This is a genomic window from Bdellovibrionales bacterium (assembly GCA_016714165.1).
Taxonomy (GTDB): domain Bacteria; phylum Bdellovibrionota; class Bdellovibrionia; order Bdellovibrionales; family UBA1609; genus JADJVA01.
Genome location: JADJNU010000001.1, coordinates 1,916,496 through 1,931,870, shown reverse-complemented (window position 1 = coordinate 1,931,870; position 15,375 = coordinate 1,916,496). Strand labels below are relative to the sequence as shown.

The following is a 15,375-nucleotide window of genomic DNA, read 5'->3' as shown; positions in this document are numbered from 1 at the left end:
AAAAGAGATTCCAAGGTTTACGGAGTAGTAGCCCACAGACGAAGCTACTCTTAAGCCCGCCCTGGGGCCCTCCCACAAGCCCCGGGGTATTTTTAATGGTGGGTCACCAGTTCTCACATGACTTTCTTTTTCCAGCTTGCATATGCTGAATCACATTCCACTTTGAATTTTATCTTTACCTTCGGTCCAAGAATCCCCGAGGCGACCCGTCTCAGAATTGATCCAGGAAAATGGGCGGAAACATCTTGCTCAAAGCTTCCTTTTTCAAACCGGGAGCGGGCAAATTTAAATTCTCCGAAATATTCGGCATTCAAATACAAAATAAGAACTCCGTCCTTTGTCCTAGTATCGCCTTGAGATGGCAGGTATTCCAATTCAAAAAGGTAATTGAGGATCGTCTTGCTGTTGCTTTCATCTCTTAACTCCTCGTCATCAAGAGTGAATCGTTCAGGAGTATCAGGATCAATTTCAAATGATTTTTGTAGGAACGAAACAGTCATTCCCCCCGATTCATGCCATATGGATTTCGTCACGCGACAAGCGATATTCAATCGGTATCTTAATTGCTCCGTTGCGCTCGACCGGGGATCCGCAAAAGCGAACACCTGATGTGTGGTAATGACGATGGCAAGACCATGTGCCATATGGCGACCTATTACTATCTTCAATTTTTTCAGATTATTTTTCAGCACAAAATGGATTTCGCTCATGCGATTCAAGGCTCCTTCTGGATTTCAATGTCCTGCCAACTTGTCCTTGGTGTGAAGGACGCACGGGTAAGATGCACTTAGAGTGCCATTCGCAAGGCTGTCTCAGGTATCTCATATGGATGGGAAAGAGAGTGCGATCGACTTCTCGGGCTGTCATTTTTACCCTGCTGAACACAAAATCATCGCAAAACCTATTTTGATGTTTCTAGAAGCAATGCAATTTGAGATTTGCCTGCACCTTCGGACCGTACAAGCTTGTGGCCATTCGGCTAAAAATTGAATGAGGAGACTGATAGGAGGTATCTCGTTCAATCATTCCCGTATGAAAACGTGATCGGGAAACCTCAAATTCACCCAGATATCCTCCATTAAGATAGGCAATAAGAATACCTTTTCTGGCTGAAGGAGCTTTGTCTATCGCCTTATATTCCATTTGGATCAAACTCCTTGAGATGGTCTCCTTCGTTTCACCGTCATTGGTGATTTCGTCATCGAGGATAAATCTGTTGTCATCTTCGAAATGAATTTCTATCGATTTTCGAATCGCGGAAACCGTTGAGCCTCCGGCTTCATAGAAAATGGATTTCGTTATGTTGCAAGTGACCACCAGTTTATCGCCAATTGGTTCTGCGCTTGAAAAATTGGGCATACCAGTTGCGTGTTTAAGAGGGAAAAAAAACGACAAAGAAAAAAGAATGGATAAAGATATTAACCTAACGAGTTCACAGCATGCTTGATTGGCTCTAGAAGAGAGAAAAGTAATATACATACCGAATTAATCCCAAAACGGGTCCCCCAATATTAACTGAATGAGGACAATACATTTTGCCTCCTGGTATGTCTGGCTCAATCAATGGTGGCCCCCCCAGGATGGATTTTTGATCACTGCTCCCTCCGCCTGGCTCTTCTTACATTAAATTGGATCAGCTCGCATTCAAATTAACTTCAGACCTGTCAAATTTGTGTCAGCCTTACCTCTGTTCTTGTGAAGATCTAGCGGAATTTCGCTGGCATTCAAATTGTTCTCGCGTTCTGTTCCAAAGTCCGTATCGCCCAAGCAAGAGCCTCGGTATTTCTTGACGAAGGTCTAGGCTTGGTCGATGAAAAATTGATTTTCATCTGACAATAGTCGAGCTTGACCATGACAAAAGTCTAGTTTTCTGTGGACAAAGGTCCAGTTTGACTAGACTCGACTCAAGTGCAGCTAGACCTAGCCGAAAGGTTGAGTAAGCAAGCAGCAGTACCAAAGTCGAACCCGTTTGAGGAGATGTTGTCTGAGTGACTGCGGACACCATTTTCGTTTGAAGGACGGGTGAGAAAAGGTTCTCTGCTCCAATGTGTTCAACCCAGGCCAAAGGATGGCCACGCTTGAGATAGTGCCTTGTAGGTGAGGCCGTCCCAACGGAGAGAAGGATTTTTACTTAACAAAAGGAGGGCATTATGTCCTTAACAGTAAGTACCAATATATCGTCCATTGCGGCGCAAAACACTTTGGCTCGTAGCCAACGAAGTCTGGAGAAAAGCTTCACTCAGCTGGCGAGCGGCAGCAGGATCACCAAAGCTGCAGATGATGCCGCCGGTTTGTCTATCAGTGAAACTCTGAAATCAACCATTCGGGGATACACTCAATCTCAGCGCAATGCCAATGATGGAATCTCAATGGTGCAGGTCGCTGAAGGGGGACTGGCGGAGGTCAGCAATATTCTCACTCGCATGAGAGAACTAGGGGTCCAGGCTTCGTCGGACACTGTGGGGATACTGAAAGGGGCTTTATTGATAAGGAAGTTCAGCAGTTAAAGTCTGAGATGCAACGAATTGCTGAATCGACAAGATTTGGACAGACTCGTTTGTTAGATGGATCGGGACAGGAATTTTCGTTTCAAGTAGATATTGGAAATAATGATTTTCAGGATCGAATAAATTTTGACTCCAGTGCTCAAGTCGCAACCACTCCTGAATTGGGCGTAGATGGATTTGATTTTTCGTCCAAAGATGGAGCACGCGAGGCACTTGACATACTGGAAGGATCTCAGCGCCAGGTCAACGGATATCGGGCCACATTGGGAGCTATACAAAACCGCTTGATCTCCACAGCCGAAAATCTGGGAGTTGCAATCGAGAATTTTTCTGCCGCGAATTCTCGAATTAGAGATACTGACGTAGCTCAATCATCAGCGGAGTTGGCCAGAAACAATATTTTGTTGAGCGCCTCAATAGGGGTACTCGCACAGGCCAATCAAACACCAGCGGCGGCATTGCGTTTGATAAATCAATAGGAATTTGTGAGACTAGAAGGAACTTAGACTCCTTTTGTTCCTTCGGTGCCAAACCTACCCAGGGGGATCCCCCTGGGGTACTTTTGACCTAGAACTGAGGGCTAGAATCGCAGTTCAAAATAATGTTTTTTCGTGATTTGCCCGATTAAGGAAGCATGAACATTAAGTCCATTCTTCCGCTCATTCCGGGGCTAGCATCACGGGCGAAGTTAGGAGCCAAACAAGAGGTGGCTTCTCACGAAGCGGGTGATCGCGAGCCAAATGGAAAACAAGAACGAAACGATGGTCATCCGCAAAGGCCATTGACTCCAGAAGAGGTGGCCAAAGCGGTTGAGATTCTAAAGGAATTATCTGGCGTAAAGGCAAGTTCCCTGAATCTTAGAATTGTAACGAAAGAGGCCTGTTCGATTGTTTTAGTCGAGGGGCCAACCGGCGAGGTTGTACGACGTTTGACCGAATTGGATCTTTGGCATGTCCTGAAAAATCAAGAGAAGAAGACCGGTCATATTCTTGACAAGGCAATGTGACATTAGGTTGATCAATTTTAAGAATATTGGTCCAAGCCATTTTATTGACTCATAAGAAACTCCAATTTTGGGTCATAATCAAAAAAGACATCATCTCACCATTGTCAGGAGGACTCGGGTGCCCGCAATTACTTTTGGTGGAATGGCAAGTGGATTGCCCCCAAATCTGGTTGATCAACTGATCGAAGTGGAGAGGCAACCTATAAAGGTTCTTCAAGGTAAAAAGACAAAAGAAGAAACACGTCTTAAACTTGTTGCGGACTTAGAATCACGCCTGGGCAAAGTGAGAGATTCAATCGGAACGCTGGCTTCCACAAAGGGCTTCAATGATATTAAAGTTCAATCAGGCGATCCAAATATCGTACAAGGAGCCGTTGACCCAAGCGCAAGTGTTTCGGGGAGTTGGAATATTGAAGTGGTGGAACTCGCTCAGAAAGCTTCAGCCGTCACAAATGGATTTCCCGATAAAAATCACACAGAGTTAGGTATTGGCTATTTCAAGTTCGAAACTCCAGATGGGAGCAAGGAAGTCTATATAAATGGGACTAACAACACTCTTGAAGGAGCGGCCGCGGCAATTAATTCCTCTGGAGTTGGAGTGAGGGCGACCGTTGTCAATGATCGAAATGATCCGGACCGTCCGTTTAAGCTGATGATTTCTGGTGATTCAGTTGGAGGAGATAATCAAATCCAATATCCCACTTTGTATTTTTTAGATGGAGATTTAGATCTCTATTTCGATAGCCAAAGAGAAGCACGCAACGGACTCATCAAAGTCGATGGATTTGAATTTGCAATCAACAGCAATACGGTCACCGATATCATTCCCGGAGTGACCTTGGATATTAAGCAAGCAGCGCCCGGTCGCCAGGTGAACGTTACAGTCAAGGAAGACCAGCAGGTAGTTGCAGGAAAAGTCGACCAGTTTGTCAAATCTATCAATGAAGTTCTCAGTTTTATTCAGGGACAAAATCGAATGGACGAGAAAACGGATACGACCCAAACCTTGGGCGGAGACGGGATGTTGAGGGGAATAGAGACTCGGCTTCGCCGACTCTTGCAGGATCCTCAGTACGGAATACCTTCTTCGATCACGCGACTTAATCAGCTTGGAATTGCATTTAATCGCAACGGCACGGTCGATTTTGATCAGGAGAAGTTCAACGCCGTCCTTGCAAAGGATCCGGGCGGAGTACAGATGTTTTTCGCTGGGGATGGGTTCAACGTGGGCTTTATTCCTAGCTTGAAAAGCACGCTGGCCACAATAAATAATTCAGCCTTTGGTCCTCTCGCCCTTCGTAAGAGTTCGCTACAAGGTAATATTCGGCGAATAGATGACAACATTTCAAATAAAGAAAAAATGATGGAAAGAAAGGAAGCCAGCCTGCGAAGGAAATTTTCTGCCTTGGAAGAGACAATGTCACGACTGAAGTCTCAGGGAGGACAGTTAGCGGCCATTGGTGGTGGAGGAAAAGTAGGTCCGGGATAGCGAAGAGACGTTAACATTCATTTTGAAACACCGATACGTTGAAAGAGCAGTGAGAATATCCTGAAGGAAAGGTCAGACCAATAAAAGGTCAGAGGGTAATAAAAGTTATGAAAAGCGGATATCAGCAGTACAAGAAAACTTCTGTAGAGAGCGCAAGTAGAGAAAAACTTCTCCTGATGATGTACGAAGGAGCGATAAAATATATCAAGCGCGCCCAACTTGCGATGGAGAGAAAAGATATTGCTGGACGAGGGGAAAATATTGGCAGGGCCTTCGATATTGTGATCGAGCTCAACTCCACCCTAAATCATGAGGTAGGTGGGGATTTGGCTGCAAATTTGGAACAACTCTATATGTTTATTACGGATCAGCTGACTCAAGCGAACGTGCACGGCAAGGTCGAGCACCTTGAGAATGCATTGAGAGTATTAACTACTTTGTATGAAGGTTGGACGCAGGCAATTGAAAAAATTAAAAAAGAAGAGCAAGTGAGATAAAAGTCGACCAGGAGGGTGGATATGACGGATATAGTCGGTTTGCTGGAGAATAAGAACAACTGCCTTCAATTATTCTTCGATCTAAATGCGGCAGAAATTGTCAATTTCGATGGAGGTAATTTTGATAATCTTGACAATTTTTATCAGGGACGCGAGTCAATTCTGAATATGATTCAAAAAATCGATAAGAAAATCGAAGATTCAAATAGCAATGTTTTGAATTACGAAGAGATTACTAACGCGAACCGAAAATCAGTCCTTGAATGTTTGACACTCAAGAATGACCTGGTGGCGAAAATTCTAGCCCAAGATTTGCACATTCTATCTGTTATAGAGGCAACAAAGTCGATGATTATCAAGGAACTTTGTTCGGTGAAATCTGCCCGAAAGGCCATGAAGGGCTATCATTCAGGAATCAGTGATATTCATTTGGATGAAAAGATCTAGAATTATGAAATTGCGGTGAGCCCCATTGCGGCTGGACTTTAGCTCCAGCTCCAGCTCCAGCTCCAGCTCCAGATCCAGATCCAGATCCAGCTCAAGTGAAGCAGGGCATGTCAAAATTCCGACTCATGCATTTTGCCCGTCAAAATTCTGTCTTATATTTTTATCGGCTCCCTCTTCATTCCCTTTTGAGGCTGGCATTGTAGTTGCTTTCTCCTTTTGAGAGGGTGGATTATGCCTATCATTGACACTGTTGAAGTACGTTCAGAATCCCTTGAATCCTTGTTGAATTTAAAGAATGTGGGTCCTTCTTTGTGTTCCACTCGTACTCAGGCCAGCTTGGGGAGCGAAAAGTTCGGGAGTGAGGCGATGAAATCACCGGCCTCCGCAACCCATGCTGAGATTCTACAAAATGCAATTGTATTGATCGAGGCAGGAGAGCACTCCTTGGGGAGATCGCTTCTTCGCAGAGTGCTAGGGCAAAATTCACGACACCCACTCGCGATTCGTTTGATGGGAGATAGCCTAGTAGCCGAAGGACAGATAGACGACGCTATCCGTTGTTATTCAGAATTGCTCAGAATTTGCGAGTCAGGAGATGTGCATTTTAGATTGGCAGCCGCTTACTATAAAATATGTCAGGATGATGAGGCCACAAACCATTTTCTCTTGGGTTTGGAATGGCACACCCACACAGAACTGGAGCTTTTTGAAGCCTTCAAGAGCCTTGGCAACTTGGCTCTTCGGAATGGAGATCGTGATGGAGCCGAAGAGTATTACAATCGTGCTTTTGCCCTCAATCCTAATTCCGATGTACTCTTGGTGAATTATGGATCCCTAGAAATTCAGAGAGGTCAGTTGGATCGGGCGGCCGTGAGGTTTCGAGCGGCGGTTCACGAGAACTCCGAAAATGATCGCGCCTGGCTTGGCTTGGCCTTGGTTCATCGGCAGTTCGGCGATCTCAATTTATCCTGGGGAAATGTCGAGAGAGCTTTGGACCTAAATCCAAGAAACGAAATTGCTTTGGAACTCATTGCCGATTGGGCGACAAAGGACAATCAAATCGCGAGAGCTGTCCCGCGTTTAGAATCCTATCTTCAATTGAACGATCGAGACGCAAAGAAGAGCCTTGTTTTAGCGCAGTTTCTCTATTGGTTGGGAAGATTGAATCAGGCAGATCTTGAAATTGAGAGGTTTCTCACTTTAGATCCGCATTCTAGTGATGGCCTGAAGCTCAAGAAACAAATTGAACAGGGCTTAAGTTTGCATCTGAGGGGGGTTGATCCATCCCATGGATGAAACCTATTCCAAATCGGGAGACCCCATTCTGAGAGTTTGCGAAAGATTGCTCTGTTCACAGATTGATCCGGTAAAAGAGGGCAATAGATGGATAGAGGGGCATCACCAGATCTTGACTGCTGGAATTGGAGTGATCGTACTCGGATTGGGCGCGGGTTATCACATTGCCGCTATCCGCAGAAAACATCCTAACCTTAGACTAGCCGTATTTGAGGCTCATCCGCGTTGTATTCAATTTGCTCAGCAGCAGTTTCCCATTGAACTCTTTGAAGTGCCGATTTTGAAATCGGAGGAGACGACATCGATATTCAAGAATATTGATCTGCGCAAGATAGTAGGGGGTCAGTTTAGAATTTTGACTCATCTTCCGAGCGTTGCGATCAATCCTCTCTGGTACGAGCGAATGAGAGGAATTCTTCTTGGCCGAACAAGTGAGGGATTGAGATATCAAATAGGATTGGTGCCTGGCTTTTCAAAATTGAGTCCAAAATTTTCTTTGCGATCACAGGAGGATTCGATCGACTGGAAGGTATTCGATCGACTTAGTGGCAATGAATTGGGACTTGTTCCGGATCTCGATTTTTTTCTGATGCGAGCATTGCGAGAGTTAATCAAATGAAAATACTTGTGGTTAGTCTTCTTAGAATTGGCGATGTCCTGATGGCTCTTCCAATGCTGCATGGCCTGCGTCAGGCTCACCCAGGGGCTGATATTCATTTATTGGTAAACTCTGAGGTTTCATCTTTGGTGCCACTGGTTGATTTTGTTCGTTGGCACTATTTTGACCGGTCCAGCCTTCAATTGGGACTTGGCGACTATGATCATTCACTTTTTGACTCATTTCATAAACTTGGCGCTATGGTGGACAATCTCAATAAGGAATTCTTTGATCTCCTGATCAACGTGACACAAAACCGATTGAGCGGATGGTTGTGCTCAGCCATTCATGCCCGAGATAAGATTGGTCTAAGGATTGATCGAAATGGCATGGGGCTATATGGCTCCTCCTGGTTCAGCCATCTCAATGATTGTGCTGGAGAGGAAGACCTGGAACCGTTTCATTACAGTGACATGTTTTCCTACGGTGCTGGGGTGAGACCAATAAATGAATTAACTTTGCGTGAAACCGAGGATGGCCTGCGAGAAGCGGAAAATCTGATTCCCAGGGGCAATGGGCCTCTCGTTCTTGTTCAAACTTTGACTAGCGATGCAAAAAAAAATTGGAGCGAGAAATATTGGATAGAGACATTGTGTTCGCTCAAATTACTACAGCCGCATTCACGCATCTTAATATTGGGGGCACCTTTTGAACGAGATTTGCTTCTGCAGCTGAGCGCAGAATGTGAAATAAGGAAACTAAATAGTCGCCTCGCCCTGTGTTCGATTTCTGGAGCATTTAGTCTACTTAAGAGGGCAGAATTGCTCTTAACTGGAGATACGAGTATAAAGCATTTGGCTGGATTGGCGGGCTGTCCAACTCTTGAGTTAAGCGTTGGGAGTAGTGATTTCAGAAGGACGGGAGTGTACCGAGCCGGAAATGTGATTTTACAATCCCTTGAGCCCTGTGCTCCCTGTCCACAAAGAGGTCCGTGCCTTCACTCTAGCCATCGCTGCGGGGACAGGCTGACTCCGGTTTTAGTTGCTTCAGTGGCTAACCAAATCATAGAGGGATCCGAAGGCTCCCTTCGCTTGCTCGCACACGAATATCGCGAGGATGTCCGGATTTATAAGACAGGATTTGTTGAAACGGGCTATTGGGTAGCGACCCCTCTGTGTTCTCATGCACAAGAGTTGATGGTGCGAAAAGTCCTGGAGAAATCTACCTGGAAACTCATGCTGGAGAGAGAGCATCAAAAGAAGATCGGAGAGTTTGGCAGCGAAGGTCGAAGGCTATTGCTTTCGATGGCTAAAGATCCATCGTTCTTTGATAAAGAGCAGTTGAATTTCATTCTTTCTAAGATTGAAAAGGACGCGCTTTCATTCGAGACATGGAGTCGGTGTGTATTTGAAAAAGCTCAAATGCTCAGTAGGTGTGGCGACAAAAATAACGCATTTAGCGACTTAATCGAGGAGTTAGCTAAAAAGGCTGATGTGGATGGGGGCGCTGGTTTGTTGCTGTCCTATCTTCGATCGATGAATGGCTTTCAAGAAGCGGGGTTGGTGAATCTGAGCGTTTTGCGCCGTATTTGTAGCTTAGTTGAGGACCTAAAGGTGAGGTCGGAGATTCGTTTAAGAATAGTTCGCAGCATGCAAACTGAACAAGGAGCCATGATATGAACGAAGGGGTCAAGGATCTGAGGCAAGCTCTCAAAAAATTAGAGGAATCAGCCTGCAAAATTGTTGAAACGCAAGGTTATACGAGTGAAATGAAAAAGATTCGATTGCTAGAGGAGCTGATCAAGGAGCAGTTAAAACATGAAAATACTCGTCGTTCAGCTAGCACGGCTCGGTGATATCTATCAGTGTTGGCCTATCGTAAGGGCAATTCGGAGGCAAATTCCCGGAGCGGAGATTCATTTATTGGTTCGCAAGCGATTTGCGTTAGCCATCGAGGGGATCGGAGTTGATTGCAAAATCCATCAAATGAATTCTGCAGATATTCTTGAACCAATATTTGGTTTGAATAATGATCATCAGAAGGCATTTGAGCGCATCTCGCAATGGACAGATTCTCTTAGAGATTATCATTTTGATCGAATCATCAATTTGAGTTTTTCTCCATTTTCGAGCTACCTCGTGAGCACAATTTCTCAGGTCAACACTGAGGTGAGAGGGTATACGCGAACTGCGGACGGATATTTGGCAATACCCGATGACCCCAGTGCCTATTTTTACGCTCAGGTAGGTGTTGGCAAGAGCAACCGCGCCCACCTCAGCGAAATATTTGCGTCCGTCGCCGAAGTTGAGTTGATTGAGCAAGATTGGGCCCTTAAACCCGACCAGAAGAGCCTGGAAGAAAAGAATCGAATATTTGATTGCTATGGGATTCCAACGGAAGTTGATTATGTCATTCTTCACATTTCAGCCAGTGATCCGAGAAAGACGCTCAGTTGGTCCCAGTGGGCGAAAGTCGCGAGCGGTTTGCTGGACAATTGGTTCGGCCATTTGATTCTCGTTGGAGGTGCAGAGGATTATTTGGTTTCGAATCGTGTGTTAGATAAATGTAATTCCTCTCGTATTCACAGCCTGGTCGGAAGAACGCAGTTGATTGAGTTGTTTCCTTGTCTTCACTATTCGAGTCTTGTGATTGGGGGTGATAGTGTCGTCATTCAGATGTCAGGGCTCGCTGATGTGGCATGTTTTAACCTTAGCTTTCCAATCGTAAATTTTTGGGAAACAGGTCCTCTGAAATCCGGTTCGAGGGTAATGATTGTCAATCGTCCTCAAGTAGATAATGTTCGGCTTGTCATTGAGGAAATATTGGCCCATCTCAGAGGGCATGTTGCAAAAAGTGAAATAGCGATAGCCACCGAGGAGAGCCCTGTTCACTATGCAACTGAGAATTATGTCCCTCCTAACGAATTCGAGTGGGAATTTATTCGCGCCCTGTATATGAAAGAAAACTTTCCTCCAGTGCCAAATGAGTTGGTTCTGCACGGCCTATACCGCCTTTCTGAATTAGCAGATCTTGCCATTTCCCAAACTCTGACTCTCAGGAACGAGGGCGTGCGTGTGGCTGCTGCTGAGATATTGAATCAAACCGATATTTTGATAGCGGGCATCAGGAGAATGGTTCCCGAGCTAGACCCACTTATTTCTTGGTTTGAGACCGAAAAACTTCGGATTGGTCCTGGAAATATAGAGTTCCTCGCTTTGCGGACGCGTCAGGTCTTTGAATCTTTAAAATTAGTGGCAAGCTTATATACGGCTGGAGAAGGAACTACATACCACGGTCGGGAGGGGGCTCATGCAGAAGACAACTTGGACAGCTGAGCAGATCGACGCGGAATTTGGAGATTTGGGTTCTCTATCTGACGTGATCAAGGTTATCGAAGGGTATTTCTGGCACAGGGGAGAGGTCATTTGTGAGATCCGAGTGAACGGGATGTTTATGGATGGAAAGGACGAAATTCGCTTTGCTTCTGAGAGGGTTGAAAATTTGGAATCGATAGAAATAAAATCACAACGCCCCCAAGACCTTCTAGCCGAAACCCTACGCTCGGTTTCTGAGTATCTTCCTCGGGTGAGAGAGTCGGCTATTCTTGTGGCAGAACGATTTCAGCAGGGAAACAACGACGAGGCCCATCGCCTGTGTTTGAAAGTTTTAGACTCGTGCAGGTGGCTGAGTGATTGGCTATTTTTGGTTAAGAAGAGTTGTGGAAATTGGGCTCATGTGAAGGTTTCTGAGGATCTTTGGAGGCGTGCAGAATTGGCCTTTACCAATGTGTTAAGAGATCTTTGTTCGGCTTATGAGAACAAGGATTTTGTCGCATTGGCCGATATTTTGGAATATGAGTTGAGCAATTCCCTTGGGCAATGGCTGGAGCTGGTTGGTCTATTGGACGTGAGTTTTAGTTCAAAGGCGTCCAATTCCGAATACCTCGGCAATCCTGTTCGAGGCTCTGACAAGAGCAGCTTGGCGGATCCAGCCTTGAAATTGAAGTAGTTAGTGAATAGCTATGATGAATTTGTCAGAAGAATTGGCCTTGCACTTTGACTTGGTTCTTTGGGTTGGGCCCGGCTCAGAGTTAGCATCAGCTGTGATGTCAAAATTGAGTTTTTACCCAAAACCAATAATGATCGAAATGGTCGCCAGTTTTGAATCCTGTGGCCCTCTAAATTTGGATAAGTTTGGCGTCGTCCTGTTTGATTTGAGAGATACGACTCATCCTGGATGGCAAACTCAGTTGAGTCAGTTGCGTCTTCGTAACCTTGATCTCCCTTTTATTGTTTTATTCGATGAGAAGGCCGAGACGGGGCTTTTAACTGCAGTTAACGAAATTGGTATTTTTGCAGCTTTTGACGGGGCAAGCGGCGTTCAAGATATCAGCGCGGAGCTGGCGGTAGCATGCAACTCTCGGAGAAGAGCTCGATCCACATCACATTATCTGAGCGATTTGAAAATTCAGAACCAGAAGCTTGAAAGAATTAACACCGACCTGCTCTGCTCTCTGGCAAATAGAGATGATGAGTGGAAGAAATCAAAATCAAAATCCGATCTGCAAAAAACTGAAATGAGGAGACTTATTCGTTTTGTAAAGAATTTAGCCGGCCTAGTTGCAATTGAGGAACTCATTGAAGTTCTCAAGCAAGAAACCAAGCAATTTCACCAAGTCCAGGATCCGGTCTTGGTGTGTTCCTTCCCTGACGGCTTATGCACTCTGTTCTTTATTCAAGGTGGTAAAATTAAAATCCGATCTATTCAGAATTTCTGGGCTGATGATTTGAAGCCGCGCATAAATGAAAAATCTGACAGTCTTTACCTCGCAAATCTCTGTTCCAGACCGTTTGGTCCTGTATTGGCAATACCGATACCTTCGGTTAAAAAAGGGGTAGAATCAAATGAGCCCCGAACAAAGGCGGTGGTTTTCTTTGAGAATTCACTTGCGGGCCCAGATCTTGAAACTTTTTTGAAATTTATATCGCAAAGAATGCCGGCAGTTAGCATTGCTTTGGATAGAATCGTTCTTGAGCAAGATCTACGAAAGACGAGCCGCTTGTGGGAGGAATCATTTGATTGCATTGAAGAGCCAATTGCAATTATGGACGCAAATTTCAATGTTTTGCGTGCAAACAAAACATTTTTTAGACAAGAAAGAGCTGGAAAGTGCCACATGGGTTTCAATGGTTCAGAGGGCAAATGCGCGGGGTGTCCGCTCCCAGAAGCGCTAGAAAAATCTCAACCAGTTATTTCTCAGGTCAGGAGGCAAGATCGATTGTTCGAAGTCCACTCTTATCCGATTCGCCTGATGGAAAGAGAAAGTCCTCCCACCTTTGTGAATTACTATTTAGACGTAACAAAATCTCAGGCACTTCAATCACGTGTGGCCCAAGTTGAGAAAATGGATGCGATAGGATACCTGGCGGGCCACATTGCTCACGAATTAAATAATCCACTTGCAGGCATTCGTGCAACTGCACAGATATTGCTTCATGATCGCAAGGAGAGAGGCAGTCTCTACAATGATTTGGTTGAGGTTGAAAAGGCCGCCTCACGGTGCCAGGCGATAATTTTCAACCTTCTTGAATTCTCGAGCGATAGGAGAGATTCTTCGAATTATTTGATCAGTCTGAATGAGATGATTGAGAAAACTTTGCCTTTGCTCAAAACGGCAATGATTCCATTTTTCAGAGAGGTTGACCTGACGACAGAAAGTACAAATGTGAGAGCGGAACCTCAGCTTTTGCAACAGGTCATATTTAATATCGTTAACAATGCTTGTCAGGCCATGGGAGACGGGGGGACTCTAACTATTTCGACCCATCACTCCTCGGTCAATGGTCAGGATTACATCGACCTTCTTGTACGGGACTCAGGAAAAGGAATCCCGGTCGATATTCAGCATTCCATTTTTGATCCCTTCTTTACTACCAAGGAAGCAGGTAAGGGAACGGGACTTGGATTGAGTATTAGCCAGAGAGTGGTCGAAGGATTTGGGGGCAAGATTTTTTTGAATAAAAGTAATTCGAAGGAGGGCACCGAATTTGTTATTCGCCTGCCATTTGCGGGTGATTCTCAATGAGAATCCTTGTCATTGATGATGAGCCTTTGTTGCGCAGGGCCCTCGGGCGAGTGGGGCAATTGAGGGGACACACCGTTTTTGAGGCCTCCAACGGGGCCGAGGGGCGCAAAGTATGGCAGTCCGAGCACCCAGACTTGGTGTTTGTGGATGTGCTGATGCCGGGAATAAGTGGTCCTCAGCTACTCAAGGAAATGGGAACGGGCCACGGAGCCAAGGTTGTCTTGATTTCTGCCTACTCTGGGGATTATAACCTGGAAACGGCCAAATCCCTCGGTGCGGACATGTTTGTAGCCAAGCCATTTGAAGATATCTTTGCGATATTTTCTGCAGCCGAGGGCTTGTGTCGATGAAATAGGTAAATCGACGATGAGAGTTATCTCTGGAAAATTTAAGGGAAGGAATTTGGTTTCCTTTCATGCCCCTCATATTCGGCCGACGACAGACAGAGTCAAGGAGAGCTTATTTAATAAGTTGATTCATGAGGTTTCTGAAGCTCAGGTCCTAGATCTATTTGCTGGAACCGGGAATTTGGGAATTGAGGCGCTCTCGCGCGGTGCGGCATCTGTGACTTTTGTGGAATTGAGTGCCAAAAGTCTGAGTATTTTGAAAAAAAATCTAGATCTTTTGGGACTCACTGGAAGTTCTCAAGTCCAGGTCGTCAAGGAGGATGTATCTCGATTTATCAAGCGCTGGCGGGGCACCCCTTTTGATCTTATTCTCGCAGACCCACCGTTTACGGAGCAGATCGCCCATGAGGTAATGGAGGCGATCTCGGGGTCGTCCCTGTTGAGGGAGGGTGGGACAGTCGTCATTGAATCTGGTCAGCATGAACAAATTGAAGATAGCTATCCCCCCTATATTCTCTTGGACAGGCGTAGTTTTGGTGATAAGTTGTTGTCGTTCTTTGTCCTGTCGGAGAGCGACTCTGATGGTGGGCGAGGTGATTGATGATTCGCGCCGTATATCCTGGAAGTTTCGACCCGATTACGTTTGGCCATTTGGACATTATTCAGCGTATATTGCCCCTTTATGATGAGGTCATTGTCCTTGTTGCTCAGGCCGAGCAGAAGCAATATTTTTTCAGCGGAACTCAGCGGGTCAATATGATAGCGGATTGTTTGGCGCCCTCTCCGAAGTTAAAAATTGAATGTTATTCGGGTCTGACAATTGACTTTGTTCGTCAGATTGGAGCTCAGGTTATTGTTCGTGGTCTCCGGGCGGTTTCTGATTATGAGTATGAATTGGCAATGGCAAATATGAATCATAAATTGGCCCCTGAAATTGAAACGATGATTGTGTTCACGCGCCCTGAATACAATTATGTGTCCTCACGCATGGTGAAAGAGGTTGCCATTAACGGGGGTTCTCTCCAGGATTTGGTGCCTGAGCCAGTTGTTGAGGCGCTAAGAACTTGCATTAGGAATAAATAATTTCGTAATTTATAAATTTA

General features: G+C 45.3%; 16 protein-coding genes and 1 pseudogene. 15 read left to right on the top strand and 2 right to left on the bottom strand.

Features of this window, described 5'->3' with window-relative positions:
* Positions 1-113: 113 nt before the first annotated feature.
* Complete coding sequence (locus IPJ71_08675; GenBank protein ID MBK7843753.1) at positions 114-668, bottom strand: hypothetical protein; 555 nt, start codon at positions 666-668, stop codon at positions 114-116.
* A 247-nt stretch (positions 669-915) separates the two neighbouring features.
* On the bottom strand, positions 916-1,359 hold the full coding sequence (locus IPJ71_08670; GenBank protein ID MBK7843752.1) for a hypothetical protein: 444 nt from the start codon (positions 1,357-1,359) through the stop codon (positions 916-918).
* 791 nt (positions 1,360-2,150) lie between these two features.
* On the opposite strand from IPJ71_08670, the pseudogene IPJ71_08665 reads away from it, so the two are divergent.
* The 15 genes and pseudogenes from IPJ71_08665 to coaD all read left to right on the top strand — a co-directional run bounded on the left by IPJ71_08665 (position 2,151) and on the right by coaD (position 15,355).
* Positions 2,151-2,986: pseudogene (locus tag IPJ71_08665) on the top strand (flagellin FliC).
* Positions 2,987-3,141: 155 nt separating this feature from the next.
* Positions 3,142-3,513 (top strand): hypothetical protein, encoded by a 372-nt coding sequence (locus IPJ71_08660; GenBank protein ID MBK7843751.1) that lies wholly within the window; start codon positions 3,142-3,144, stop codon positions 3,511-3,513.
* 142 nt (positions 3,514-3,655) lie between these two features.
* Positions 3,656-5,002 (top strand): flagellar filament capping protein FliD, encoded by a 1,347-nt coding sequence (fliD, locus tag IPJ71_08655; GenBank protein MBK7843750.1) that lies wholly within the window; start codon positions 3,656-3,658, stop codon positions 5,000-5,002.
* Between the two features lie 107 nt (positions 5,003-5,109).
* Positions 5,110-5,499, top strand: coding sequence for a flagellar export chaperone FliS (gene fliS, locus IPJ71_08650; protein ID MBK7843749.1), 390 nt, complete (start codon positions 5,110-5,112; stop codon positions 5,497-5,499).
* Positions 5,500-5,520: 21 nt separating this feature from the next.
* Positions 5,521-5,946, top strand: a complete 426-nt coding sequence (locus IPJ71_08645) for a hypothetical protein (GenBank protein MBK7843748.1) — start codon at positions 5,521-5,523, stop codon at positions 5,944-5,946.
* 231 nt (positions 5,947-6,177) lie between these two features.
* A complete protein-coding gene (locus IPJ71_08640) occupies positions 6,178-7,242 on the top strand; it encodes a tetratricopeptide repeat protein (GenBank protein ID MBK7843747.1) in 1,065 nt (354 codons plus the stop codon).
* A complete protein-coding gene (locus IPJ71_08635) occupies positions 7,235-7,861 on the top strand; it encodes a hypothetical protein (GenBank protein MBK7843746.1) in 627 nt (208 codons plus the stop codon). Before IPJ71_08640 ends, IPJ71_08635 begins: the two co-directional genes overlap by 8 nt.
* Positions 7,858-9,519 (top strand): glycosyltransferase family 9 protein, encoded by a 1,662-nt coding sequence (locus tag IPJ71_08630; protein MBK7843745.1) that lies wholly within the window; start codon positions 7,858-7,860, stop codon positions 9,517-9,519. The genes IPJ71_08635 and IPJ71_08630 overlap by 4 nt, the downstream gene beginning before the upstream one ends.
* On the top strand, positions 9,516-9,695 hold the full coding sequence (locus IPJ71_08625; GenBank protein MBK7843744.1) for a hypothetical protein: 180 nt from the start codon (positions 9,516-9,518) through the stop codon (positions 9,693-9,695). The genes IPJ71_08630 and IPJ71_08625 overlap by 4 nt, the downstream gene beginning before the upstream one ends.
* Positions 9,658-11,175, top strand: coding sequence for a glycosyltransferase family 9 protein (locus IPJ71_08620; GenBank protein MBK7843743.1), 1,518 nt, complete (start codon positions 9,658-9,660; stop codon positions 11,173-11,175). Before IPJ71_08625 ends, IPJ71_08620 begins: the two co-directional genes overlap by 38 nt.
* Positions 11,150-11,848, top strand: coding sequence for a hypothetical protein (locus tag IPJ71_08615; GenBank protein MBK7843742.1), 699 nt, complete (start codon positions 11,150-11,152; stop codon positions 11,846-11,848). Before IPJ71_08620 ends, IPJ71_08615 begins: the two co-directional genes overlap by 26 nt.
* Before the next feature lie 13 nt (positions 11,849-11,861).
* Positions 11,862-13,925, top strand: a complete 2,064-nt coding sequence (locus tag IPJ71_08610; protein ID MBK7843741.1) for a hypothetical protein — start codon at positions 11,862-11,864, stop codon at positions 13,923-13,925.
* A complete protein-coding gene (locus IPJ71_08605; protein ID MBK7843740.1) occupies positions 13,922-14,275 on the top strand; it encodes a response regulator in 354 nt (117 codons plus the stop codon). The genes IPJ71_08610 and IPJ71_08605 overlap by 4 nt, the downstream gene beginning before the upstream one ends.
* Positions 14,276-14,291: 16 nt before the next feature.
* On the top strand, positions 14,292-14,873 hold the full coding sequence (gene rsmD / locus IPJ71_08600) for a 16S rRNA (guanine(966)-N(2))-methyltransferase RsmD (GenBank protein MBK7843739.1): 582 nt from the start codon (positions 14,292-14,294) through the stop codon (positions 14,871-14,873).
* Complete coding sequence (gene coaD / locus IPJ71_08595) at positions 14,873-15,355, top strand: pantetheine-phosphate adenylyltransferase (GenBank protein MBK7843738.1); 483 nt, start codon at positions 14,873-14,875, stop codon at positions 15,353-15,355. Before rsmD ends, coaD begins: the two co-directional genes overlap by 1 nt.
* Positions 15,356-15,375 lie beyond the last annotated feature (20 nt).

Coding starts and splice junctions, on each gene's coding strand:
- IPJ71_08615 (MBK7843742.1), top strand. CDS start 11,150: ATGCAGAAGACAACTTGGACAGCTGAGCAGATCGACGCGGAATTTGGA.
- IPJ71_08645 (MBK7843748.1), top strand. CDS start 5,521: ATGACGGATATAGTCGGTTTGCTGGAGAATAAGAACAACTGCCTTCAA.
- IPJ71_08605 (MBK7843740.1), top strand. CDS start 13,922: ATGAGAATCCTTGTCATTGATGATGAGCCTTTGTTGCGCAGGGCCCTC.
- IPJ71_08630 (MBK7843745.1), top strand. CDS start 7,858: ATGAAAATACTTGTGGTTAGTCTTCTTAGAATTGGCGATGTCCTGATG.
- IPJ71_08610 (MBK7843741.1), top strand. CDS start 11,862: ATGATGAATTTGTCAGAAGAATTGGCCTTGCACTTTGACTTGGTTCTT.
- coaD (MBK7843738.1), top strand. CDS start 14,873: ATGATTCGCGCCGTATATCCTGGAAGTTTCGACCCGATTACGTTTGGC.
- IPJ71_08635 (MBK7843746.1), top strand. CDS start 7,235: ATGGATGAAACCTATTCCAAATCGGGAGACCCCATTCTGAGAGTTTGC.
- IPJ71_08670 (MBK7843752.1), bottom strand. CDS start 1,359: ATGCCCAATTTTTCAAGCGCAGAACCAATTGGCGATAAACTGGTGGTC.
- fliD (MBK7843750.1), top strand. CDS start 3,656: ATGGCAAGTGGATTGCCCCCAAATCTGGTTGATCAACTGATCGAAGTG.
- rsmD (MBK7843739.1), top strand. CDS start 14,292: ATGAGAGTTATCTCTGGAAAATTTAAGGGAAGGAATTTGGTTTCCTTT.
- IPJ71_08640 (MBK7843747.1), top strand. CDS start 6,178: ATGCCTATCATTGACACTGTTGAAGTACGTTCAGAATCCCTTGAATCC.
- IPJ71_08625 (MBK7843744.1), top strand. CDS start 9,516: ATGAACGAAGGGGTCAAGGATCTGAGGCAAGCTCTCAAAAAATTAGAG.
- IPJ71_08660 (MBK7843751.1), top strand. CDS start 3,142: ATGAACATTAAGTCCATTCTTCCGCTCATTCCGGGGCTAGCATCACGG.
- IPJ71_08620 (MBK7843743.1), top strand. CDS start 9,658: ATGAAAATACTCGTCGTTCAGCTAGCACGGCTCGGTGATATCTATCAG.
- fliS (MBK7843749.1), top strand. CDS start 5,110: ATGAAAAGCGGATATCAGCAGTACAAGAAAACTTCTGTAGAGAGCGCA.